Source organism: Gordonia prachuapensis (genome assembly GCF_036350515.1).
GTDB lineage: Bacteria > Actinomycetota > Actinomycetes > Mycobacteriales > Mycobacteriaceae > Gordonia > Gordonia prachuapensis.
Genome location: NZ_JAZDUE010000016.1, coordinates 93,166 through 116,146, shown reverse-complemented (window position 1 = coordinate 116,146; position 22,981 = coordinate 93,166). Strand labels below are relative to the sequence as shown.

The 22,981-nt window shown below is 66.8% G+C and carries 23 protein-coding genes; 12 read left to right on the top strand and 11 right to left on the bottom strand.

Going from position 1 to position 22,981, the window contains the following annotated elements:
* Positions 1–13 precede the first annotated feature (13 nt).
* Entirely contained in the window at positions 14–1,261 is a 1,248-nt protein-coding gene (locus V1Y59_RS18575; RefSeq protein ID WP_330506440.1) for a hypothetical protein, read from the bottom strand.
* A gap of 238 nt (positions 1,262–1,499) precedes the next feature.
* A complete protein-coding gene (locus V1Y59_RS18570) occupies positions 1,500–2,258 on the bottom strand; it encodes a helix-turn-helix transcriptional regulator (RefSeq protein ID WP_330506439.1) in 759 nt (252 codons plus the stop codon).
* Positions 2,259–2,392: 134 nt separating this feature from the next.
* Here V1Y59_RS18570 and V1Y59_RS18565 point away from each other — a divergent pair, with 134 nt between their 5' ends.
* Together V1Y59_RS18565 and V1Y59_RS18560 are read left to right on the top strand one after the other, a co-directional pair.
* Entirely contained in the window at positions 2,393–3,142 is a 750-nt protein-coding gene (locus tag V1Y59_RS18565) for an ABC transporter ATP-binding protein (RefSeq protein ID WP_431309222.1), read from the top strand.
* A gap of 1 nt (position 3,143) precedes the next feature.
* Complete coding sequence (locus V1Y59_RS18560) at positions 3,144–4,718, top strand: ABC transporter permease (RefSeq protein WP_330506438.1); 1,575 nt, start codon at positions 3,144–3,146, stop codon at positions 4,716–4,718.
* Here the strand turns inward: V1Y59_RS18560 and V1Y59_RS18555 are convergent.
* The gene (locus V1Y59_RS18555) at positions 4,715–5,341 is read right to left on the bottom strand and encodes a TetR family transcriptional regulator C-terminal domain-containing protein (RefSeq protein WP_330506437.1); all 627 of its coding nucleotides are present in this window, start codon (positions 5,339–5,341) and stop codon (positions 4,715–4,717) included. The genes V1Y59_RS18560 and V1Y59_RS18555 overlap by 4 nt on opposite strands.
* A gap of 111 nt (positions 5,342–5,452) precedes the next feature.
* Here V1Y59_RS18555 and V1Y59_RS18550 point away from each other — a divergent pair, with 111 nt between their 5' ends.
* Both V1Y59_RS18550 and V1Y59_RS18545 read left to right on the top strand, forming a co-directional pair.
* On the top strand, positions 5,453–6,154 hold the full coding sequence (locus V1Y59_RS18550; RefSeq protein WP_330506436.1) for an SGNH/GDSL hydrolase family protein: 702 nt from the start codon (positions 5,453–5,455) through the stop codon (positions 6,152–6,154).
* 105 nt (positions 6,155–6,259) lie between these two features.
* Positions 6,260–7,120, top strand: a complete 861-nt coding sequence (locus tag V1Y59_RS18545) for an amidohydrolase family protein (RefSeq protein ID WP_330506435.1) — start codon at positions 6,260–6,262, stop codon at positions 7,118–7,120.
* 20 nt (positions 7,121–7,140) lie between these two features.
* Here the strand turns inward: V1Y59_RS18545 and V1Y59_RS18540 are convergent, their stop codons facing one another.
* Together V1Y59_RS18540 and V1Y59_RS18535 are read right to left on the bottom strand one after the other, a co-directional pair.
* The gene (locus V1Y59_RS18540) at positions 7,141–7,602 is read right to left on the bottom strand and encodes a hypothetical protein (protein WP_330506434.1); all 462 of its coding nucleotides are present in this window, start codon (positions 7,600–7,602) and stop codon (positions 7,141–7,143) included.
* On the bottom strand, positions 7,602–9,188 hold the full coding sequence (locus V1Y59_RS18535; RefSeq protein WP_330506433.1) for an AMP-binding protein: 1,587 nt from the start codon (positions 9,186–9,188) through the stop codon (positions 7,602–7,604). Before V1Y59_RS18535 ends, V1Y59_RS18540 begins: the two co-directional genes overlap by 1 nt.
* 232 nt (positions 9,189–9,420) lie before the next feature.
* Here V1Y59_RS18535 and V1Y59_RS18530 point away from each other — a divergent pair, with 232 nt between their 5' ends.
* The gene (locus tag V1Y59_RS18530; RefSeq protein ID WP_330506432.1) at positions 9,421–10,716 is read left to right on the top strand and encodes a hypothetical protein; all 1,296 of its coding nucleotides are present in this window, start codon (positions 9,421–9,423) and stop codon (positions 10,714–10,716) included.
* A gap of 13 nt (positions 10,717–10,729) precedes the next feature.
* On the opposite strand, the gene V1Y59_RS18525 is transcribed toward V1Y59_RS18530, so the two are convergent.
* From V1Y59_RS18525 to V1Y59_RS18515, 3 genes are all read right to left on the bottom strand, one after another.
* Entirely contained in the window at positions 10,730–12,388 is a 1,659-nt protein-coding gene (locus V1Y59_RS18525; RefSeq protein ID WP_330506431.1) for a thiamine pyrophosphate-binding protein, read from the bottom strand.
* Positions 12,385–13,179, bottom strand: coding sequence for a cyclase family protein (locus V1Y59_RS18520; protein ID WP_330506430.1), 795 nt, complete (start codon positions 13,177–13,179; stop codon positions 12,385–12,387). Before V1Y59_RS18520 ends, V1Y59_RS18525 begins: the two co-directional genes overlap by 4 nt.
* Positions 13,180–13,269: 90 nt before the next feature.
* The gene (locus V1Y59_RS18515; RefSeq protein WP_330506429.1) at positions 13,270–13,587 is read right to left on the bottom strand and encodes a hypothetical protein; all 318 of its coding nucleotides are present in this window, start codon (positions 13,585–13,587) and stop codon (positions 13,270–13,272) included.
* A gap of 190 nt (positions 13,588–13,777) precedes the next feature.
* Here V1Y59_RS18515 and V1Y59_RS18510 point away from each other — a divergent pair, with 190 nt between their 5' ends.
* The 3 genes from V1Y59_RS18510 to V1Y59_RS18500 all read left to right on the top strand — a co-directional run bounded on the left by V1Y59_RS18510 (position 13,778) and on the right by V1Y59_RS18500 (position 15,697).
* Positions 13,778–14,965 carry a Fic family protein gene (locus V1Y59_RS18510; RefSeq protein WP_330506428.1) on the top strand — a complete coding sequence of 396 codons (1,188 nt, stop codon included), beginning with the start codon at positions 13,778–13,780 and terminating at the stop codon, positions 14,963–14,965.
* A 72-nt stretch (positions 14,966–15,037) separates the two neighbouring features.
* Positions 15,038–15,301: a type II toxin-antitoxin system Phd/YefM family antitoxin gene (locus V1Y59_RS18505; RefSeq protein WP_330506427.1), complete on the top strand. Its 264-nt coding sequence runs from the start codon at positions 15,038–15,040 to the stop codon at positions 15,299–15,301.
* 3 nt (positions 15,302–15,304) lie between these two features.
* Positions 15,305–15,697: a type II toxin-antitoxin system VapC family toxin gene (locus V1Y59_RS18500; RefSeq protein WP_330506426.1), complete on the top strand. Its 393-nt coding sequence runs from the start codon at positions 15,305–15,307 to the stop codon at positions 15,695–15,697.
* A gap of 131 nt (positions 15,698–15,828) precedes the next feature.
* Here the strand turns inward: V1Y59_RS18500 and V1Y59_RS18495 are convergent, their stop codons facing one another.
* Positions 15,829–16,320 (bottom strand): hypothetical protein, encoded by a 492-nt coding sequence (locus tag V1Y59_RS18495; protein WP_330506425.1) that lies wholly within the window; start codon positions 16,318–16,320, stop codon positions 15,829–15,831.
* 14 nt (positions 16,321–16,334) lie between these two features.
* A complete protein-coding gene (locus tag V1Y59_RS18490) occupies positions 16,335–17,054 on the bottom strand; it encodes an NUDIX hydrolase (protein ID WP_330506424.1) in 720 nt (239 codons plus the stop codon).
* Between the two features lie 98 nt (positions 17,055–17,152).
* Between V1Y59_RS18490 and V1Y59_RS18485 the strand changes: the two genes are divergently transcribed.
* From V1Y59_RS18485 to V1Y59_RS18475, 3 genes are all read left to right on the top strand, one after another.
* On the top strand, positions 17,153–18,424 hold the full coding sequence (locus tag V1Y59_RS18485) for a vWA domain-containing protein (protein WP_330506423.1): 1,272 nt from the start codon (positions 17,153–17,155) through the stop codon (positions 18,422–18,424).
* 179 nt (positions 18,425–18,603) lie between these two features.
* Positions 18,604–19,668 (top strand): ADP-ribosylglycohydrolase family protein, encoded by a 1,065-nt coding sequence (locus V1Y59_RS18480; protein ID WP_330506422.1) that lies wholly within the window; start codon positions 18,604–18,606, stop codon positions 19,666–19,668.
* A gap of 276 nt (positions 19,669–19,944) precedes the next feature.
* Positions 19,945–21,345, top strand: a complete 1,401-nt coding sequence (locus V1Y59_RS18475; protein WP_330506421.1) for a hypothetical protein — start codon at positions 19,945–19,947, stop codon at positions 21,343–21,345.
* Between the two features lie 84 nt (positions 21,346–21,429).
* Here the strand turns inward: V1Y59_RS18475 and V1Y59_RS18470 are convergent, their stop codons facing one another.
* Positions 21,430–21,795, bottom strand: coding sequence for a DUF2200 domain-containing protein (locus tag V1Y59_RS18470; protein ID WP_330506420.1), 366 nt, complete (start codon positions 21,793–21,795; stop codon positions 21,430–21,432).
* A gap of 110 nt (positions 21,796–21,905) precedes the next feature.
* Here V1Y59_RS18470 and V1Y59_RS18465 point away from each other — a divergent pair, with 110 nt between their 5' ends.
* Positions 21,906–22,931, top strand: a complete 1,026-nt coding sequence (locus tag V1Y59_RS18465) for a hypothetical protein (RefSeq protein WP_330506419.1) — start codon at positions 21,906–21,908, stop codon at positions 22,929–22,931.
* The last annotated feature ends 50 nt before the right edge of the window (positions 22,932–22,981 follow it).

Below are 22,981 nucleotides of genomic sequence, written 5' to 3'. Positions count from 1 at the left end.
ACAACAGCTTTGTTCAGCTCGGTGCGGACTCTTGCGGCCACTCGACGTGCAGATCCGGGATGGAGTTCTGTGCCTGGTCGGTACGCTGCTTCGTTGCGTCACGTGCCGAGTCGGCCGCGCCGGCGCCGAGGACGCCATACGGCGCCATCGCCTGCTCGACGGACCAGCCGGTTTCGAAACCGGCGATCGACATCTGAACATCTCCGCGCGAGTTCACCACATAGTCGATCGACGGCAGACCGACCTTCTGGGCATCTTCGGGCGACAGCTTCAGCTCGAACTGGTTGGCGTCGGGGTTCGGGAGCGCCTCACGTCCCTGCTCGTCGAGCCAGGGGGCGTCTGGATTTGCGCCCGGGTCGCCGGCTCCGAGGGCATACGCCAGAGCGCCGCCGGCGGTTCCGCCGAGTGCGGCGCCAAGCGCTCCGCCCGCCACTGCCCCCGCTGCACCCCCGGCGGCAACGCCAATGCCTGCGCCTGCCGCAGCACCCAGGCCGACCATCGGCCACCAAAGAGCGGAACCTGGAACGAGCGGAGAGAAGACCACTCCGTTGTAAATCGCCCCGACTCCAGCACCGATCACTGCCCCACCCACAGCACCCATCGCCGCAGCCGGAATTCCCAGTGTGACTGCACCCGCAGTACCACCGGTCATCACACCGATGATCGTGGAAGCAGCCTGTCGCGATGCCTCATCGGCGGGCACGCCGACGGAGATCAGGCCCTGGGCGATCTTCGCCTCACCGTACGCGGACCAGGCGTTGACGGAGTTGACGTCCTTCTCGGACATGCCTTCTGGGATGTCGGTGATGAAGTTGCCGACTCGGATCTTCTCCGGCGGCGGTGCGATCGGTCGAACGGGAGCCGACGGCTTGGGTGCGCTGAGCGGTCGCTCCGGGACCGGGTTGTAGGCGTCTTCGTAGGTCGGAGCCGTGTAGGTGCTCGGCTCCACGTATGGCTGGTACGGCGCCTCCTGGGGCGGCGCCGGCAGCGAACCCGGGCCCGGCACGTTGACCGGCGCGACGTCGGGCGACGGCGTGGTTCCGCCCTGCACCGGCGGATCCTGGCTGGGGGTGATTCCGCCCTGCTCCGGCACGCTGGGGCTGGTGCCGCCCTGCTCCGGGACCGCGTATGCCAGGCCGGCACCCATGCCGGTGGCGATCGATGCGGCTAGTGCTGCCGACGTGACCGTCATGCGCAAAGGCATCCGGTGTTCGTCGACCTGACGATGCCTGCCACGCGCCTGGTTCAACGCATCCCCCATGTCGTCAGAGTCCCCTCTCGAGATCGGCGCGGCTGCGCAACGATCGTTCTGTCGGGGGGCTCCCCAAGCCCTGCGATGTCAGCATCCCCACTGCCCCCACCATCAGGACAGCGCAGCACCTACGCATGATCATCGAGACCCCCGTCAAGACCGGCATATCGCCCGCTCACTGTAAACGATGACGGAAGCCCCCGCGCGAATGTAGTCCGTTCAGACCACAGTGCGGGTCGGCGCTGACTTACCTGTGCACATCCCCGTTACGGGCCGCCTGCCAGATGACCTTGGGGGTCACACCGGTCATCTCCAGGCACACCCGGTGGGCGTGCGCACTGTCGGTAAACCCGGCCGCATGCGCGGCGTCGGTGATGGTGCCGCCGGACTCCGCCACCTGCGCTGCATACAGCATCCGCACCCATCGCACGGTAGCCGCGAAGCTCATCCCCGTCTCACGGGTGAACAGTCTGCTGAGGCTGCTCTGCGACGCCGCCGCAACTCGCGTCAGATCGTGCATGCGCAGCTTGCCGGGCACGCGGGACCCGATCAGTTCGACGGCCGCGGCCACCTTCGAGTTCTCGACTTCGCTGTGTGTCGTCGCGAGCAGTACATCCATGACCTTGTCGGCTGCGACGTCGATGTCCATGGCCTCGTCGAGGTGCAGGTCCTCGAGGACAGCGGCAGCAGCCACCCAGTCGGATGGCCCTCCTCCCGGAGGCACAAGTCCACCAACTGCTTTCGCCTCCGCTGTCCAGGCCGGCATGTGCAGTGAGAGCACCCGGACGTCATCGCCGACCGGAGAGATGGTGTGGGTGGCCCCTCCGGGGATGACGACCGCTCGACAGCGCCGCTCGTCGAAACCGTTGGTGGCCAACAGGTCACCCGAATAGGCGACGGTCACCTGCACGATGGGGTGGCGGTGCAGCTTCGCCGCTCCGAACGAGCCGGCGAGCACAACGCGCCTGATTCCCAGACGGTACTGGCCGCGCCATTCTCCGCCCATGGAGTAAGGCTAGCGACGAAACCGCTGGTAGTCGAGATACTACGGTTGCAGATCCATACAAGCGCTGCCACCTTTCGCGCGCCAGACTGTCCACACCAATCACGTCCCGACAGATGTCGGGAAGAGGAGGACAGATGTCTCCGGTCATCGACGTGTCCGGCCTGACGAAACGCTACGGCCGCTTCCACGCTCTGCGTGGGCTCGACCTGGCGGTCCAATCCGGTGAAATCCATGGATTTCTCGGCCCCAACGGCGCGGGTAAGACCACGACCATTCGCACCCTGCTCGGCCTGTTGAAGGCCGGTTCCGGCCGAGCCGAGGTGTTCGGTCTGCACCCCCGGCGGGACGCGATGACGATTCACGGACGCCTCGCCTATGTTCCCGGCGACGTCAACCTGTGGCCCTCGCTCACCGGTGGCGAGGTGATCGACATCCTCGCGAATCTACGAGGGGGCATCAACCCGGCCAGACGCTCCGAGCTCCTGGACCGATTCGCACTCGACCCGACACGGAAGTGCTCCACGTACTCGAAGGGAAATCGCCAGAAGGTGGCGCTGGTCGCCGCGTTCGCCACGGACGTCGAATTGTTCATCCTGGACGAACCCACCTCCGGACTGGACCCACTGATGGAACGGCAGTTCAGCGAATGCATCCGCGATGTGGCCCGTGAGGGCAAGACAGTGTTGCTGTCGAGCCACATCCTGCCCGAGGTGGAGAAACTGTGCGACCGGGCGACCATCATCCGCGACGGCCGCACGGTCGAATCCCTGTCGCTCGCCGAGCTGCGAGCCGTGTCGGGTGGGTCGATCGAGATCGAGGACCTGTTCATGCGTCACTACGACACATCCGACCATGCTGTCCCGTCCGGCGTCACCAAGGGATGACATGACCGGACTGACAACGGCATTCACCCTATGTTTCCGCCTGAACTACCGGGGCGCCATCGTCTCCGTCGCCGGCGTCGTCGCCTGCTTCTACGCGGGCATCCTCGGCCTGACCGCGATCTACCCGACCGTCACCGATCGTATCCAGTACGCATTGATCACCGACGGCCTCCGGGCATCCCAGGCCTTGCAGGGACCGCCGGTGGGCCTGGTCGGCATCGGGGGGATCACCACGTTCGAGGTCGGGTGGTTTGTCACATTCGCGGTGGCGATGCTCAACATCGTTCTCGTCGTTCGGAACACGCGAGCGCAAGAGGCATTCGGTCGGCTCGAGTTGCTGCGCTCCGGGCGGTTCGCGGTGCTCGCCAACTCGCTTGCGGTGGCGGCGATGGCTCTCGTCATCAATGTCGTCATCGGGTTCGGCGCCGCAGTCGCGCTCATCGCGGGTGGCGGCGAACCCACCGGTGCGTTCGCGTTCGGCGTGGCAACCGTGCTCATCGGCACCATGTTCGCCGCAGTGGCACTGCTGGCAGCCCAGATCACCGAGCACAGCAAGGGCGCGTACGGGATCGCCTGCGGCGTATTGGGTGTCGCCTACCTGCTGCGCGCTCTCGGCGACGCCACCGATTCCGATCCGCTACGGTACGCCTCACCCCTCGGTCTGGCGCAGGCCATCCACCCGTACGGCGACATCCAGTGGTGGCCGATGATCCCGTGTCTGGTCATCGCCGTGGCCAGTGTGCTTGTCGCACTGCGGATCGAGGTCACCCGCGACCACGGCTCCGGGCTCTGGCGGCCATCGCCTGGTCCGGCCCATGCGGGTTCGTTCACCCGGCGACCCGCGGGGCTGGTGGTACGCAATCAGCGGATGACCCTGGCGATCTGGGCGGCCACCATGGTCGTCCTCGGACTGGGGTTCGGGGTCACCGCCCGCGACGTCGGAGACATCTCCGACGGTCCGGCAGGTATGCGCCAACTCCTGGAGCGATTCAATGTCGATGTGGTGGACGGTTTCCTGGCGATGTCGACACTGATTCTCGCGGTTGCGACCACCGGCGCAGCCATCGCGATCACCGCGGGACTGCGCAGCGAAGAACTCTCCGGGCGCGCAGACCTGCTGCTCTCGGGGCTGGTGCCGCGCTGGCGACTGCCGGTACTGCACCTCGCCCTGGCGGCAGTGACTGTTGTGGTACTGGCGGGCATTGTGGGCGGCTGCATCGGACTTGCGCACGGGTTGGGGGTCGGCGACCCCGGCCAACCGGCACGCATGCTGATCGCGTCTCTGGCGCAGATCCCAGCGGCGTGCTTCTTCATCGGACTGACGATCGCAGTCATCGGCGTTGTACCACGGCTGGCTTGGCTGCCGTGGGCGGTCCTGGCCTGGTCGGGCGTGGTGACGATCCTCGGGCCGTCGATGAACCTTCCCACCGAGATCATGAACCTGTCTGTCTTCCATCATGTTCCACACCTGCCGGGAGTCGCTGTGCAGGCTCTCCCGCCGATACTCCTGGCTGGTGCGGGTGTGATCCTGGGCGTCGTCGGGGTGGTCGGCTTCGCCCGACGCGACCTGGCCTAGCTGCGGTGCTGATCAGCCTCACCGAGCAGTCGCTCGACAATCCGTCGCGCCGTCGGCAACGCCGACTCGTCTCCGATCCGGGCCCCGGAATTGGCGGCCGCCACCACGGCGTCGAGCTCGAACGCGAGGGTGGCGGCATCATGGTCGGCGAGCGCACCGTCGTCCTGTGCGTAGCGGATCGCCTTCTCGAGGAAGTCGAGCCACTCACGCCGGTCCGCCCCGATCGCGTCACGCACCGGGCCCGGACGACTGTCGAACTCGGGAACGGTTGCGGCACGGAAACATCCGCCCGGCATCGCGGGCGTCGCGACATAGTCCAGCCATCGATCGACGAGGGTGCGCAGCCGCGCCAATCCTCGTTCCTCGTTCAGCGCAGGCGCGACGACCGTACCGAGGAAGACATCGCGCGCCGACTCGACCGCGGCCAGTTGCAGATTCTCCTTGCAGCCGAACAGCGTCGAGACACCACTCTTGCTCAGGCCGAGATCCGTGGCGAGCTTTCCGAGACTCAAGCCGGTCAGCCCCTCGACGGACGCGACGTCGGCGGCGTGGCGTGCGATGGTCGCGCGCGCCCTGGCGCCTTTGATGAGGCGCTTGTCCGAGAGCCGCTCCGAGTCGGTCATGAACCCATGCTCCCACTCGACCCTTGAAAAGGCGAACGATCGGTCGTATTGTTTCAACAAGACGTACGACCGTCCGTTGAGTTTGTGCTCGATGATCCGAGGGAGTCTGTTATGAGCCACGTCGACGACCATTCGTCCGGCACCTGGACCGAGCGCGACGATCCTCTCCTCCTGCCGCCGGCGAAGGCTCGCGAGATGCTGTCGACGGCCCCCTGGCGTCGGTTCGCGGTGATCGGCGATTCGATCGCGCAAGGCATCGGCGACCCGTGGCCGGGGTACGCCGACGTCGCCTGGGCCGACCGGGTGGCCGACACACTGCGGGCTGTCCACCCCGACCTCTCCTATCTCAACAGCGGCCGCATCGGCGCGACCATCCCGGAAATCACTGCGGCACAGATTATTCCGCTGTACGAGTTCATTCCCGATCTGGTGCACATCAGTGCCGGTGGCAACGACCTGTTCGTAGGCACAGACCTCTACACCGTGGAACGCGACCTCGACGAACTGTGCGCCGCAGTCGCGGCGACCGGTGCCACGTTGTCGATGTTCACCCTCGCCGACGCGTTCTCCGATGACTTCGCCGACCTCCGCGAGCGCTTCTCCGCGCTGGCCGACATCACGCGTCGGCTGGCCGGACGCTACGACATGGTGCTCACCGAGTTCTGGCAGCACCCCGCGCGACTCCGGCCGAGCTGGTTGAGCGCGGACATGATCCATCTGACACGGGCAGGGCACGCCGTGGTGGCCGGCGACGTGATGCGGTCGCTGGCGCAGTGGGAGTCACCAGCCGAGAGGATCCGCGCCATCAGCTGATCCCACGATTCCCCCAATTGGTGGGCTTCGCCGACGCTCTGAATACGTTATCTTTCCTAACGAACCAGACGTCAGCTCGTCGCCGGTCGATTGACGGGAGAAGCCATGCCCGACCGGGTTGTCGACACTCACATGCGGTTCTGGGACCTGGCCACCGGCTGGTACCCCGGAATGGCCGACTACGCGCGGAGCGTCGCGACGCCCGAACTCGCGAGCGACTTCGGGCCGGACGACTACCGGCAAGCGGTCGGTTCGTTCCCCGTCGACAAGCTCTTGCACATCTCCGCAGCGCTGACACCGGGCTCGTATCTGGACGAACTGCGGTGGGCGGTGAAACTGGCCGACGAGCACCACCTGGACATGCGGTACATCGGGTGTGTCGACGCCACGATGTCCCCGGCCGAGATCATCGCCGATCTGAACGCGCAGCACGCAACGACATCGGGGTTCGCGGGCATCCGCGTCGTCTACGACTTCGAGCCCGACTCCCCCGCGGTGCACACTGTCTTGTCGTGGCTGACCGAGCATGATGTGGTGTTCGACCTGGTCACCCAGCCCGACGAGATGCCCGATTGGATTCGTGCGCTTCAACGATTTCCGGACCTCACCGTCGCCCTGGTACACACCGGATTCCCCACCGCGGACGACGACGACGCCCACGCCGAGTGGCTGGAAGCCATTCAGCTGTGCGCCCGTGAGACTCGCGCCTCCTGCAAGGTCTCCGGGCTCAGCATGACGACGAACACGTTTGAGCCCACGGCATTGCGCCGATGGATCGACCCGGCGATCGAGACCTTCGGCTGGGATCGGGTCATGTTCGGCAGTAACTTCCCCATCCACCGGACCGCCGGCACCTATCAGGAACTGCAGGCCAGCTTCGACGCGGTCATCGGCGACGCGACCGCCGACGAGCAGGACCGGTTCTACGCGCGCAACGCGATCGAGGTCTACGGCTTCGAACCGTGACTCCAGGACCGCCCAGAAGGTCAGTTGATGTGCACCCCGGTGATCACCACGCTGTCGTCGTCGAGGACTGCCGCGGTGCATCGGAACGGGTTGGTCGGGCCGAGTCGGGCGGCGCTCGGGAGCTCACCGTCGAGAGTGACGTCACCGGTGACGGCCCAATGGGTTTCGATCTCGGCACGCTCGCGGCCGGCGTCCTGCAGAGCCTGCGCCTCGCCACTGCCCACGCCCGTCGTCCGCGAATCGACGTCGACGAACTCCACTTCTGCGGCTTGGCCGTTCGCGCCCAACCGGTCGTCGAGTTCACCGCGGACGGCGTCCTCGCATCGGGAGGTCGCCACGGTCTCGTGCGCGCTGCGTTCCTGCATGGTGGACCGCCCGTGCCAGAGCAGGGCGCCGAGGATGACCACGATCACCGCGGCCCCGATCACCCACAGCGGCAGACGCGGGATGCGGCGACGTTCGGTGGACGTACCGGGCCGCATCAGGACTCGCCGTCCTGCTGGACCTGCCGGCGCAGCACGTTCTTCTGGATCTTGCCGGTCGATGTCTTGGGCAACTCGGCGAACACGATCTGCTTGGGAACCTTGAATCGCGCCAGGTGTTCTCGGGCGAACTCGATAAGGACGTCGGCCGACAGATCGGCTCCGTGGCGAATGGTGACGTAGGCGACCGGTACCTCGCCCCAGCGGTCGTCAGCGCGGGCGACCACGGCGGACTCGACGACGTCGGAGTGACTGTCGAGGACGCGCTCGACCTCCACCGAGGCGATGTTCTCACCACCGGAGATGATGACATCTTTACTGCGGTCGCGGATCTCGGCGTAGCCGTCGGGATGCATGACGGCGACATCTCCGGTACGCAGCCATCCGTTCACAGTGGCGACCGCGGACGCGTCCGGGTCGCGGTAGTAGCCGAGCATCACGTTGTTGCCGCGTGCCACGAGTTCTCCCTCGGTGGCGCCGTCGGCGGGGACGTCGTCGCCGTCGGGGGTCACCACCCGCAGCATCCCCGCGGAGATGTTGCCGATCCCCTGGCGCGCCTTCAGCTGTGCCCGGGCATCGGCGCCCCCGGCGTCCCACTCGGGTTGCCATTGGTTGACCGCGATCGGACCGAATGTCTCGGTGAGCCCGTACAGGTGGGTGACCTCGACACCGAGATCGGCCATCCGCGCGAGCAACGACGGCGACGGTGGCGCGCCACCGGTCGTCGCGTGCACGGTGTGGTCGAGGGGTGCGGCCGCCGGGTCCTCGGCGATCATCGTCAGCACCGTGGGTGCGGCGCTGAAATGCGTGATGCCGTCCTCGGTGAGATGACGCCAGATCTGGGCGGTGTCGATGGCGCGCAGGCACACGTGGGTGGCGCCGGCTGCGGTGAGCGCCCACGGGAAACACCAACCGTCGCAATGGAACATCGGCAACGTCCACAGGTAGGCAGACCCCGGTCCGATGCCGGTGTGATAGGCCATCGCCAGCGACTGCAGGTGCGCGCCACGATGGTGGTACATGACGCCCTTGGGCCGTCCGGTGGTGCCCGAGGTGTAGTTGATGGCGAGCAGTCCGCGTTCGTCGGCGTCCCGCCACACCGGAGCGGTCGCGGTCGTGAGCAACGCCTCGTACTCGTCGTCGGCGCCGCCCGCGACGATCACCCGAATCCCGGCCGCGTCTGCGATGGTCCGTGCGGCCTCGGCGAACTCGGCGGTCGCCACCAACAGCGTCGCGCCGCTGTGTTCGAGGATGTAGCCGAGTTCCGCTTCGGACAGCCGGATGTTCAGCGGCACCAGCACCGCCCCGAATCCCAGTACACCGTGGTGCAGTTCGAGCATCACGTGGCTGTTGGCACACAACGCGGCAACCCGATCGCCGGGTTGGACGCCCAGGTCCGCGAGGGCAGCGGTCAACTGACCGGATCGCTGGTGGAATTCGGCGTAGGTGAAGGTGAGCTCGCCGTCCACGATGGCGGTGCGCTCGCCGAATACCGCCGCTGCGCGGGACAGGAACGAGACCGGGCTGAGCGGGGCGAAAGTGAAGTCCGCGGGCGTCGGGGCTTCGGGTGGGGCGGCATCCGCCATCGATCAGTCGCCTCCTCGCGTGGTCTCGATGGTCGCGATGATACTGACGTGCCGGTCGTGGGGAGCGAACTCCTCAGGGACCGGGGTGACGCTCGGCCGCCGGCTTTCCTCGAAGCCCAGCCGATCAACGCCCAATGTGCTACAACAAAGACCGGATATTTGTCGCACACGAAGATTCGCGGTTCGCAGACCTGCGGGCCATCCGCGTTGTCTGCCGAGAGCGAGAAATGCTATGCCGAAATGGCTTGGCCTGCAGGTGAAAGCCGGCATCGCCGCGTTCGCTGCCACTCTCCTGATCGCGGTTCCCGCCCTGCAGTCGGCACCGACGAAGCCGGTCGAGCCGATCGCGGCACCGGTGGTTGCGACGCAAACCCTCGACGTGAACCCGGTGCGGTTCGTCAATCCGCTCGTCACCTGGGGGACGTTGTTCGCCAACACCGGCCAGAATCTGGCGGAGATAGGCGGCATCCTCATCGAGGAGCCGGCCCCCATCCTCACGCAGATCGGCCGCAATCAGCTGGCCAACATCGCCTACTTCCTGGCCGTCGAGTTCAACACCTACGCACAGCTCGGCCGGGTCGCGCTCGAGGTGCCCGGAGCAGTGTTCCGGTCGTTCACCCTGCTGCTGCAGGGTCGGTTCGAGGAGGCCGCGGCGGCGGCACTGGTCCCGCTGGAAGACGCGATCCGCATCGCCAACGAGGGCCATGCCGACCTGCTGCCGATCCTGTGGAACACGCTCGCCAATGCCGGACGGGTCGCGCTCCGACTTCCGATCGTCGCGTTGCTCGTCACGCCGGCGCTCATCGGTACTGCGCTGTCGGTCGCGTGGGTCCTCAGCGTCAGCGGCGCCGGACTGCTTCTCTCGGTGCTGCGCGGCGACCCGGTCACCTTCGTCAGCCACCTCCTCAATGACCCGGTCAAGATCGTCGACGCGCTGCTGAACGGCCACGAGTTCCAGATCGGATTCAGCATCAACTTGCCGCTGATCGGTTCGGTGGGTGTCTCGGCCGAGCTGGGTCTGCCGGGACTCCTCGGTGGCAATCCCACCGGTTTCACGATCGACGCCCCGTTCCTGCCGCCGGCCGGGATTCACTTCGAGGTCATCCACGGCGTCATCCCCACCCTGCTCAACCAGCGCGACTTCATCGCCGGTGCGCTGCGGCCGATCCCGCTACCGGGAGCGGGAACCCGCAACGCGCGCCTCGAGATACCCGCGCTTCCTCGGCTGGAGTTGCCGCCACCGCCGGCGCTGCCCGATCCCGTCGCCGGGCTGAACAAACTGGCCGCGGATGTTCCGGCTCAGGTCGAGCGGGTGACCGACGACGTCACGAAGACCGTGCAGGACGTCTCCGCCGAGTTCGACCGGATGGTCAAGAACATCGTGCCCCCACCCGCGCCGGCGATCACCCCACCGACACTGCCGGTGATCACGCCTCCCCGGATGCCCGCGCTCGACGCGCCGCCGATCGTTCCCAGCATCGAGAAGTTCCTCAAGGATCTGGCGCCAGCACCGGTACCTGCCGGCTGACGCGGCTCGTCACTCAGTGCCCCGCGAATGCCTCAGCCAACCACCAGGAGCCGCCGTCGTCGGCGATCTTTGCGTCGACGACAAGGGGTCGCGCCGAGCCGGTTGACCGGAACTCGTCGACCCACTGCCGCACGCCGTCGAGGTCGTCGAGGGTCCGCACGGTGACGCCTCGTGCGCCGAATCCCTCAGCAATGGCGGCGATGTCGGTGTCCGGGAAGGTGACCGTGGCGTGGTCGACGCCGGTGAAGTGGTGCACCTCGGCGCCGTAGGCCGCGTCGTTGTAGACGATCACCACCAGTGGCAGACCGATCCGCACGGCGGTCTCCAGGTCGGCGATGCTCATCAGGAAGCCGCCGTCGCCGGTGCCCAGCACGGGAAGTCGTTGCGGCTGAGCGATTGCCGCACCGATCGCGGTCCCGAGTCCGAGTCCGATCGATTGGAAAGCCTGGGTGAAGCAGAAGCCGTACTCGTCGGGCACCGACAGGTGGGTGGCCGGGTAGCCCATGAAGTTGCCGGAGTCGATGGACACGACCCGTTCGGCGGGCAGGATCTCATCGAGTGCGATGGTCAGTGCGCGCGGATCGATGCGGTCGTCGGTGGAGCTGTCGTCGACCGGAACATGCTGCCACCGTGAGTCTTTGGCGATTCGAGCGACGACTTCGGCGGTGCGGTAGCGCGGGACGTCCGATTGTCCCAGTTCGGCAAGCACATCCTGCGCCGTCAGCCCGCAGTCACCGACGACGCCGAACGTGGCCGGGCGGTGTGCGCCGATCGCGTCGACGTCATCGTCTACCTGGACAACCGTCGTCTCCGACCCGATGAGCTTGCCGTGTCGCATCGTCCACATGTTGAGCGCGCATCCCCATCCGACGATGAGGTCGGCGTCGGCAATCAGCTCGGCCGATGTCGGGGTGGAGAAGCCACCTGAGATGCCCAGGGCGTACTCGTCGTCGACGAAGAGCCCGTGCGCCACCGCCGATGTCGCGAGCAAGGCTCCGGAAGCCTCGGCCAGCGCAGCGATCTCGGGACCCGCCCCACGACCGCCGCGGCCCGCGACGAACACCGGCTTACTCGATGCCCGAATGGCGTCGACGAGATGCGCCACCGCTTCCGCATTCGGCCGCACCCGCGGAGCCTCGACGACCGCGTCAATCGGCCCCTCCACTGACGCCGCGCTCGCCGCGACATCGATGGCCACATTCAGCACCACCGTGCGACGCTGCGTCACCGCGATCCGATACGCGCGTGTCACGTCGGCGACCACGGTCTGCGCCGAGTAGACCCGCTCGCTGACCGCGCCCACGCTGGTCACCATCGACTCCTGGTCGACGCGGAAGTTGGAGCGCAGGGCCGCGGCGGGGCTGTCGGCGGTGAGCACGATCATCGGGGTGCGACTCTTGGCCGCTTCGGCGATGCCGGTCATCGCGTTGGTGAGTCCGCATCCCTGGTGTAGCGACACCACCCCGACGCGCGACGACATGCGCGAGTAGCCGTCGGCCATCATCGCCGCACCGCCCTCGTGGCGGGCTGCGGTGAACGGAACACCACCTGCCCGAAGGGCATTGGTCATCGTGAAGTTGCCACTACCGACGACCCCGAAGACGTGGCCGACGCCGAGATCGGCCAGGGTTCGGCCCACCACGTCGGCGACGGTGGGACCGTAGGTGGTCATGCCGCGCCGATCACCGCGAGCACCCGCGACGGGCTGCCGGTGCCGCCGACGATCGGCAGCGGGGTGACCACCAGCAGCGCACCGGTGGCGGGCAGCCGGCCGAGGTTGCGCAGCGACGTCAGGCCGTACTTGTCGTTGCCGAGGAAGTAGTGGTGTACCGGGAAGGCGGGGTCGAATCCGGCGGCCAGGCCGGCGTCAACGCCGACGGTCTCCACCCCGAGGCCGGTGATGTCACGTTGGGCGGCAAGCCATTCGGCGCAGTCGGATGCGACTCCCGGTGTGTGCGAGCCGGTGTCGTCGGCGTTGAGGAACTCGGCCTCCGATCCGCCGCGCGATTCCCAACCCGTCTGCAGCAGTAGCCAGGTGCCGGCGTCAAGTTGGCCGTGGGTGCCTTCCCATTCTTCGACGTCGGCGATGGTGAGGAGGTAGTCGGGATTGTCGGCGACCTTGGCGGTGAGGTCGAGCACCGCGGCCTTCCCGATGAGTCGTTGGACGGGGATCTGGGAGACGTCGTCGCCGTCGCGGCCGGTGATCCAGTGCACCGGCGCGTCGAGGTGGGTGCCGATGTGCTCGCCGGTGTGAATGTTGTTGTGCCGCCAGAACGGGCCCGGCTCGTTGTACGCGCTGACCTCTTCGAGGCTGAAGTCGATCAGGTTGACGAACGGGTCGGGCAGACGCAAGGCCGGGGTGGCGGCGCTGAGCGGGGTGGTCAGGTCGATCACCTCGAGGCTGCCGGTGGTGATGGCGTCGATGAAGTCGGTGAGGACGGCGTCGGCCTGCGGGGTGGTCATGGCTGCTCCTTCGTTCGGTGGCTGCACATGACGGTAGTCGTTCCGTGTGGGCGCGCAGTGCGGCATGCGACGCTGCTCGCGCCGCACTGCTCAGTGCGTCGTCAGATACGCCTTGGTGACCGTGGGCCAGTTCGCGATCGCCTTCCTGGCCGGCGACTCACCGGCGGGTTCGGGCATCGTGCGCTTCGGTGAAGGCGGCTTCGGGCTCGCCGTCACCGGCGCAGAGGTCGCCGGAGGCGTCACCGGCTCGGTCATCGAGCGCATCAGCGCCCGGAGTTCGGCGGCATCCTTCTCCAGCCGGTTGATGCGCTTGCGCGTGACCTTCTCGACCCGCGCGAGCTCGCTCTGCAGCCGCGTCACCTCGGCTTCGAGGCGCTTCGTCGTGTCACGCTCACGCTTCTTGCTCATCGGTCCATCCTCGGTCGCCGGCTTCGGCTCACTGTACGAGCGGAGGGCGCGTGACCTGGGGATCTCGGGGTCGTGTCGGGTCGGAGTGCGTTGCACAGAAAAGTTAACTACAAGATCCATAGCTAACTTTAATAGCCCTAAAGTACACTTACGGCGTCGTTGTTGTACTTTCTTCGTCCACGGAGTTCTCATGGATTGGCCCGGTATCCGAACGGAAGAACGTGCCTGGGTGCCCCGCGGACACTCAGGGTCGCGCGCCGATCGGATGCTGCGAACGATCGAGGTGGCGGTTCCACCGATGATCGCGGATTTACCGTACGACCCGATCGGCAGCGTTGCGAGGTCCCACGAGAAGGCCGTGATCGCGGTTGCTCGACTGGAAGCCGGGTACGGGGCGCACTTGGCGCCTCTGGCCGACTTCTTGCTGCGTAGTGAGTCGATCGCATCGTCGAAGATCGAGCACATCGACGCCGGGCTGCGCGCTTTTGGCAAAGCTTTGGCGGGTGGGAAGGCAAGCGCCGAAGCCCGATCACAGCTCGCTGCGGTTCACGCGTTGATCGCGATGGTCGACGCCGCCGGATACGGCCCGATCACCCTTGATCTCGTCCTACGTTCCCACGCCGTGCTCATGGCTCCCGACTACTACCAGGCACAGGATGCCGGCATGGTCCGAGACGTGCAGAACTGGATCGGCGGCAGCGATCACTCACCCCTGCATGCGATGTACATCCCGCCTCCGCCCGAGTTTGTCGCGCCGCTCATGGACGACCTGATCCGGTTCAGCAACCGAATCGACTTGCCCGTCTTGGCGCAAGCCGCGATCGCGCATGCCCAGTTCGAGTCCATTCATCCGTTCGTCGACGGCAACGGCCGCATCGGGCGCGCGTTGATCAGCGCGATTCTCCGCCGCCGAGGCCTCACCGAACGCATTACGGTGCCGCTGGCCTCCGCGATGCTCGCCGACACCACCCGGTACTTCGCGAAACTGGACGACTACCGCAGCGGCGATGTCGACAGTTTCGTCGACTACGTGGCGGAGGGAACATCGCACGCTGCCGCAGCATCAGAAGAATCCGCCCGCGTCCTCGCGAGCCTGCCTGCGCTGTGGAACGAGCGTGTACGTCCACGCGCCAACTCCGCCGACGCCGCCATCCTGGACCGGCTTCTCGACTCGCCTGTACTCGATGCAGATGCGGCACAACAGATCACCTGGACGTCCGATGCAAGTACCTACCGAGCTCTGGGCCGCCTGACCGAGGTCGGGATCTTGGAGCCGTTGTCGACCGCCAAGCGCAACCAGATCTGGGCGGCCGTCGACGTGCTTGCCGAACTGGACGCGCTGTCGGCGGCAATCGGGCGGCGCACGCTGGCAGAGTGAGCTGCGGATATACGCCTGTTCACCCATGTCGAGCTAGATTAGTCAGCCAACGAATGAGCTACCATGTAGCACATGTCTGAAGTGGGAATCCGCGCACTCAAGCAGAACGCCTCCGCAGTGGTGGCGGAGGCGGCCGCGGGCGAAACCGTGATCATCACGGATCGTGGACGCCCGGTCGCGCAGATGACGTCGATTCCCAACTCTCCCTTGGAGCGCCTGCTCTCGTCGGGGGCTGCTCGTCCTCCACGACGCGATATCCGTGAACTTCCGCCGCCGGAGCCGGGCCCTGCGTTGTCAGAGGAACTCGCCGCGATGCGTGCCTCCGAGCGGTACTGACAGGTGGCGCACTATCTCGACACTTCCGCGCTGGTCAAACTCGTCGTCGCCGAGGAGGAAACGTCTGCCTTGATGTCTTGGCTTCCCGACGAAGGCCGCGATCTGGTGTCGTCTGACCTCGCCCGCACCGAACTTCTCCGTGCGGTACGCCGGACAGCGGACGACCGTGCCAGGGAGGCACGGGTGGTCCTGGACTCGATCACGCTCGTGCCCGTGACCACCAGAATTTTCGAAGCCGCTGGACACCTGGACCCGACGGTCTTGCGCACTTTGGACGCTATCCACCTCACAGCCGCTCTCGAACTCGGTGACGACCTCGAAGGCATTGTCACGTACGACGACCGAATGGCGGATGCGGCTCGCTCGCACGGGATCGCCGTGGTCGCCCCTCGCTGATATCTGGGACACCGGGGAGGACTGGCCCGCTACGGCTCGACCACGATTGCCTAAAGGCCAGTTCCACGAGTAATTCGGTCTGGCGGACAACGCAACTCCGCGCTGTCGGATCACCGTGGACCTATCCCGCGTCAGTACTTGTCGTCTCCATCGAAACGAATGCACGGCGACACCGAGACCACCTGATAGGTGCCCGACTGTTCATCGGCACGAAGGTGAACAGAGAAGCCTTCGCCGTTCTCGACATGCCGGTCCTCGGTCGACTCACTCGAGCCGACCTTTCCGGAGACGTAGCCCTGCGCCGCCAACGCATCCAAACCACGATCGATGTCGGCCAGCTCGGATTGCTCCAGATCGATCAGTTCCGTTTCGACGCTGACACTCCAGGGCGGACCGGTCAACCGGCTGTCATCGCCGATCTCGCAGCCAACCAACGTCGCGGGCCAATCCAGCGGGTGCTCTGGAAAGGGACGGTTGGCGTCCCAATCGGGCACCAGCTCATGCAGGTTCGCGTTGACGGTGCGCCACGTAGCGTCGAGCGACATGTCACGGATCACGACTTCCGGTTCGCCATAGTTGTAGCACGCAGCAGTGCCGGCAACCATGGCGAGCGCAGAGCCCAAGCCAACCAGTCGCCTCACTTCTCCCGACCCTCCGCACTCGGCAACCGCCACCCGAACGTCGCCGTCGGCGGCGCGTCCTTGGAGTACAGCCGCGCCGGCCGGCCACCGCCGACCCGGGTCGCCGGCTGACCGTCGGCGGTGATCTCGGCGGCGAGCAACGGCTGCACCCGACGGTTGAACGAGTCGCGCATCAGCCGCCGGCCCAGGATGGCTTCGTGCAGCTCACGCAGCTCCGACAACGTGTACGGCGCGCGTAGCAGATTGTCCGGATCGGGCTGATCCTCGTAGCGCTCGCGAAGATTGTCGGTGGCCGCTGCAATGATCTGTTCGTGGTCATAGAGCAAGCGCTCCCCTGACGTCAGTTGTCCGTCCGACGTCACCGGCGCGACCTCGCCGACGACGTCCGACAGTTCGTCGGCCGGTAGGGCCACCGCATGCGCGATCGAGATCGTCCACCCCCGGGGATCTCGGTCAGGATCGCTGAACACCGCCAGCAGGTGCGGTCGGACGTGATCGGGCGAAAGCCCCAGTTTGAGTTCGAGGACCTCGCGGACCGTCTCCTCGACGGTGTGCCGTTCCCGGACGAACCGCCCCGGCAATGCGACTCCCTCGGAGTCCGTGTTGCGTTGAACCACAACGCACAACGTGGCGTCGACCACCGTGAGCACGGCGATGTCGACGGCGACGTTGGGCCGCGGATAGTCGCTGAGACCGGCGCGGGTGCGAGCACTCACGCCTCAACCCTATGCGAATGTCTGCGCAAAGTAGTAAGCTCAAAAACGCGCAAAGTCACCGCCTCGGTCGGATGCCAGGTGGGAGGAAAGGAAATCCGATGAAACTCTCCGCCGCTCTCGACGTCGAGGTCGTCGCCCATGAGGCCGCCGACGAGGTCACCGTCCTACTCGAGCTGGAAGCGCCCGCCGCCCCGGACACCAACCGCGCGGCCACAGCGCTGCAGGTGGTGCTCGACCGCAGCGGCTCCATGTCCGGGCCGCCGCTCGACGGTGCACGGAAGGCGCTGGCCGGGGTTGTCGCACAGCTCGATCCGTCTGACGTGTTCGGCGTAGTCACCTTCGACGACGACGCCCAGGTGGTGGTACCCGCCGCTGCACTCACCGACAAGCCGCGCGCCACCGACGCGATCAACTCGATCAGCGCAGGCGGCTGCACCGACCTGTCGTCGGGCTACCTGCGGGGTCTGCAGGAACTGCGACGGGGCACCGCTGCTGCCGGCATTCGCGGCGGCACCGTGCTGGTGATCAGCGACGGTCACGTCAACCGCGGCATCCAGGATCTGGACGAGTTCGCGAGTATCACCGCGAAGGCGGCCGCCGACGGCATCGTCACGTCCACCCTCGGGTACGGCCGCGGTTACGACGAGACGTTGTTGTCGGCGATCTCGCGCTCCGGCAACGGCAACCACGTGTTCGCCGACGACCCGGACGCGGCCGGCGCGGCGATCGCCGGTGAGGTCGAGGGTTTGCTGGCGAAGTCGGCGCAGGCGGTGACACTGACCGTGCGGTACGTGCCGCAGGTGCAGGCACTGTCGCTGTACAACGACCTGCCCGCCCACCAGACCGCCGACGGCGAGGTGATGATCGAACTCGGCGACCTGTACGCGCTCGAGGCGCGGAAGCTGTTGCTGCGGATGAAGGTCGACGGCCTCGCTTCGCTGGGCCTCGCGCAGATCGCGTCGCTGGAGTTGCGTTACGTGGAGACCGCGACCCTCACCGAACACACGGTGTCGCTGCCCATCTCGGTGAACGTGGTTCCCGGCGACGAACTCGGCGACCGGGTGCCCGATCCGAAGGTGCAGTCGGAGCGGCTGTATCAGGAGGGTCAGGCGGCCAAGCTCGAGGCGTCACAGGCCTACGAGACCGGCGACCTCGACGGCGGTCTGGCGCACATGCGTGAGTCGCGCGACCGCCTGCAGGCGGCGTCCGTCCTGGCGAGGCCGGAGGACCGCGCCGCCATCGACATGGAACTGTCGATGATCGAGGAGGTCAGTGCCGAAGCGCCCCTCACCGGAGCCATCTACGCGTCGAAGGCGACACGGGATTCGTATCACCTGGGCAACCGAAAGCGTGGTCGTCGGCGCTCGTAGTCCTTGCCGTTGGTCGATCTCGATACGCGACTCACTCCGTTCGCCGCTACTCGATCCACGGTTGGGGGCCCTTAACCGCTGGTCGAGTAGCGACGTGCGAGCTTGCGAGCCCGACGCGTATCCGCCGGGCTGAGCCTGTCGAAGTCGAGACCTCGACACCACCCACGAGAAAGGCCCCCGTGCACCTCACCCCCACCCAACTCGACCGCGCCACAGGCGTTCTCCTCGGCACCGCCGTCGGCGACGCCCTCGGCGTGCCCTACGAGTTCGAGACCCGCGTCCTCCCCGACGATGAGCCTCCGCAGATGCTGGGCGGCGGGCTCGGCGACTTCGCGCCCGGCGAGTGGAGTGACGACACCTCGATGGCGATGGCCATTGCGCTCGTCGCGGCCACCGGCGCGGATCTCACCACCGACGACGCGCTGGACGCCATCGCCGAGAACTTCCTACGCTGGTTCGATGGCAACCCGCCGGACGTCGGCAACCAGACCCGGGCGGTTCTCGGCGCCACCCGCCATCGACTCGACGCGGGCGAGCGCGGCGCCGGCCGAGTCATGCGTGAGGAGTCGGACCACTACGCCACCGCGCACCCACGTTCCGCAGGCAACGGTGCACTGATGCGGACCGCGCCCGTCGCGTTGGCTCACCTCGACGACCGCGACCACCTGGCCGACGCGGCCCGTCTCGTCGCGTCCCTGACGCACGCCGACCCGCTGGCCGGCGACTCGTGTGTGTTGTGGTGCGAGGCGATCCGAGTCGCCGTGCTCGACGGGCGGATAGACATCCGCGCCGGGCTCGACTTGCTCCCCGTCGAGCGCACCGACCGATGGGCACAGTGGCTCGACGAAGCCGCTGGGCAGGAGCCGAAGACGTTCACACCCAACGGTTTCACGGTCACCGCCCTGCAGGCGGCCGCGGCTGCGATTGTCCAGACACCGTCGGACGAGACTCTGCCATCGGTGCATCTGCAGAACGCGCTGCACACCGCCATTCGGATCGGCAACGACACGGACACCGTCGCCGCGATCGCCGGCGGACTACTCGGCGCTCGATGGGGTGCGGACGGGGTGCCGTCGCCTTGGCGTCGCATCGTGCATGGATGGCCACGTCATGAGCGGCCCAGCGATGCCCGCGACCTCGTCGCACTGGCCACGCACACCGTTTGCGACGGACATTCGGATAGCTCGGCTCGGTCGACGATCGACGACGTTCGCTCGTCAGGAACCGACTCCACCCACAAGTGAGCTGGCACCACTGCATTCACGCGACCGACACGTGTGCGTATCGAGATCCGTATAGTCTCACCGGCACAACGGAATGGGGGACCGCGAGCTGTACGCACTCGTCGACCGACACGACCGACCAGGTGAGTTCGCGTCCATGCCGTTGATGACGCGGACGCTCTGAGCGAAAGCGGTACCGCCTCCAGTCGCCGCACGTGTGGGCAACACCTCCGGGGGAGTGCGGAACATCGCACCTGGAGAGGCCGACAACCCGGGCAGCATCTGGACAATGGAGGTGTGCAGCATGGCATCGAAGACTCCTCATCGCCCATTCATCCCGTGCCGACGCTCGCTCGGCTGACCGAGGAGGACGCGCCGTTCTGGCTGCTGCATCGCGGCGTGGGTTGGTCGGTGGTCCAGCAGATGGTGTGGACCTTTCCCGATGAAGTTGCCAAAGACAGCCTGCGACAACTGAACAGCGCATTGACCCACGGCCGACTGCATCGGCGTCTGGTCGAGGCACGGGTCCCGGGGGCACGGCCGTATTGGGTGCGCGCCACGCAGCCGGTGCCATTGGCGTTCGACGACGAGCCGATCGTCGACGAGCAGCTGGCGGACTGGGCGGTGGCCGAACTGCGCACGGTGGATCTCGACCCCGACGACGGCCGCTGCTGGCGGCTGCGCGCCGCGGTCACGAGCTCCGGGCACACCGTGCTGTCGTTGTGCACCCTGCACCTCGTCGCCGATGGGGCAGCTCGTATCGAGGCGGTTGCCGCTGCACTGCGCTTGTGCGAGGCGCTGGGCGTCGAGAACACCGGAGATCGGCCGGTCCCCCATGTGCAGGTCGCACCGGAGACGTCGCGACGGGCCGATCTGGTCGACGCGGCACGCCAGGTCGGCGTGACAAGCCTCGGGCTCCTGCGGGTGCTTGGGCAAACGATCCGCCGCGACCGCGACGAGACCCCGACCGATCCGCGTCCACCGCGCGCTCCGCTGGCCGACCGCGCGCCGACAGCCACCCCGGTGTGGGCGACGGCGACGGTCCCGGCCGACGACTGGGACCAGATCGCAAGTCGGCACGGCGGCACGGCCAACTCGTTGTTTGTGGCGGTCGTGTGCGGGATGTTGCGCGCGGCCGGGTACACGGCGCCGGAGAATCCGGTGAAGGTCGGCCTGCCCGTGTCCGACCGCGCAGAGGGCGACGAGCGGAGCAACGCGGTCGCCGGGGTGACGCTGTACCTCACTCCGGTGCCGAAGGCCGCCGCCGACCTCACCGCGGTGCGCGACGCGTGCCGACAGGCCTACACCAAGCTCGCGGGCGGGCAGCGTTCGGCGATGGCGCATCTTCGGCCGTTGGCGTGGTTGGTGCCGCCCACGCGGCTCGCCGGACTGTCCGGCTCGGATGCCGCCTACCCCGACGCGGTCGCGTCCAACGTCGGCCAATTACCTCCGGAACTCCTGGTCATCGGTGGGGTCCGGGCTTACGCCGTGACCGTGCGTGGGATGGCACAAGGCGTCGACCCCGCCGGTCGCCACCGGTACGGCGACGGCGTCCAGGCGTGGCTGACCCGCACCGACACGGACGTGACCGTCACCGTGTCGGGATTCGATGAGAAGAGCTTCGTCGACGACGACACGTTCCGGCGGGTGCTCGCCGACGAACTGCGGGCGTGGGGACTGCCGCATCGAATCTGGTGAGTGGACGCGCGACTACCGGCACCGAACCTGTGCCCCGCCGGGTCCCCGGACCACCGAGGTGGCGAGCAGTCGGTAGCTTAGGCCTCAGGTCGCCGGCGTCGCGCCCCGCAGGATCGACGTCATCTTCTTGCCCTTGGCGACCTCGTCGACGAGCTTGTCCATGTAGCGGATCTTCTGCATCAGCGGGTCCTCGATGTCCTCGACTCGGTGACCGCAGATCACGCCCGTGATGAGTTCGGCGTTCGGGTTGAAGGCGGGCGCCTGCGCGAAGAAGGTCTTCAGGTCGGTCTCGTCGGCGAGCACCGTCTCGAGGCCGGCATCGTCGTAGCCGGTGAGCCAGGTGATCACCTGGTCGACCTCCGCCTTGGTGTGACCTTTGCGTTCGGCCTTGGCCACATAGTGCGGGTAGATGCTGGCGAAGCTCGTGGTGAAGATCCGATGCTCGGCCATCGTCTGCCTCCTTCGTCGGTGGTGATGATTGTGCCAGGTGGTCCGGTTCGGCCACCTATCCGCGGTAGCATCTGCCCGAGTCGCGGCTCGCACGACTATCGGGGGGAACGATGAGCGGGGATTTCACCGCCAATCCAGGTGCCGGAGACAGCATCCCCGGCGCCGTAGAGGGGATGGGGCGCTCCGCCGAATCGGCGTCCCGACCGGACGACACCGCAACGATCAACGCGGCGATGCCGAACGCGGCGTCCGGGCAAAGGGAGCCGTTTGCGTCCGCTAAGCGCGCAGCCTGTGTGATCTCGGTACTCGTCATGCTGTTGGCCACCGGGACCGGTTGCTCGACTTCGGATACGCCGGCTGAAGAATCGCTCACTACAAGCTCGTGGACCGCACCTGCCCCTGTCGCGCCCGAGGACTACCGCTTCCCCACTGACGTTGCGGGTCCCAACACTTTCGTCTGGTCAGCTGCCGACGGCATTGATCTTCACAGCAGACCGGCCGAACTTGCACGTGCGTATCTCGAGTCGTGCCAATTGTCGGTTTACGGGAGGCAAGCCGCTTATCCCGGCGCCGTGGCTGCCGCTCCAAAGCCAAGCGTCGAGAACCGGATCGGTTGCCTATACGCCCCAGAAGGTCCTGAAGGAGACTTTCCTGCTCTATTCGGCACCATGTACGCGAATATCGAGGAGATTCAGGCTTCTGACAGCGAGGTATCAGCACGAGGCTGCTACTTGCGCAACGGCCGAGCCGAGGTCGGCACCTGGGAACCACAGAGCTCTTACCTCAGCGTCTACGAGTTCAGTTTCACGGCCAAACTCCCACCCCAAACGGCGGATCCGCGAGCGAACGTTCGACGCGAAGCTGCACCGGGAACAGGCACGCGCGCCCCGCAGTTCGACGTGTTCTATCCGTGGAAGTTCGACGCGGTGCCCTGGGCTGCGCCCTCGTCACCCCAGCTGCCCGTCAGCGAGCGTCCCTGCAAACAATGGGGAGCCGGCATGCTCGATCAGATCCCGGCGTACCGCGGCCAGAACCCGATCACGCCTGACGATCGTGAAGCCTTGTTGATCCCAGAACTAGACGGCCCGGAGGGATTCCCCACTCTGCCGCAATCACCGGCATGGCCTTCACCCTGACCGCAGTGCAACACCACGATCCAGCAATCACCACGACCGGGATCGACACA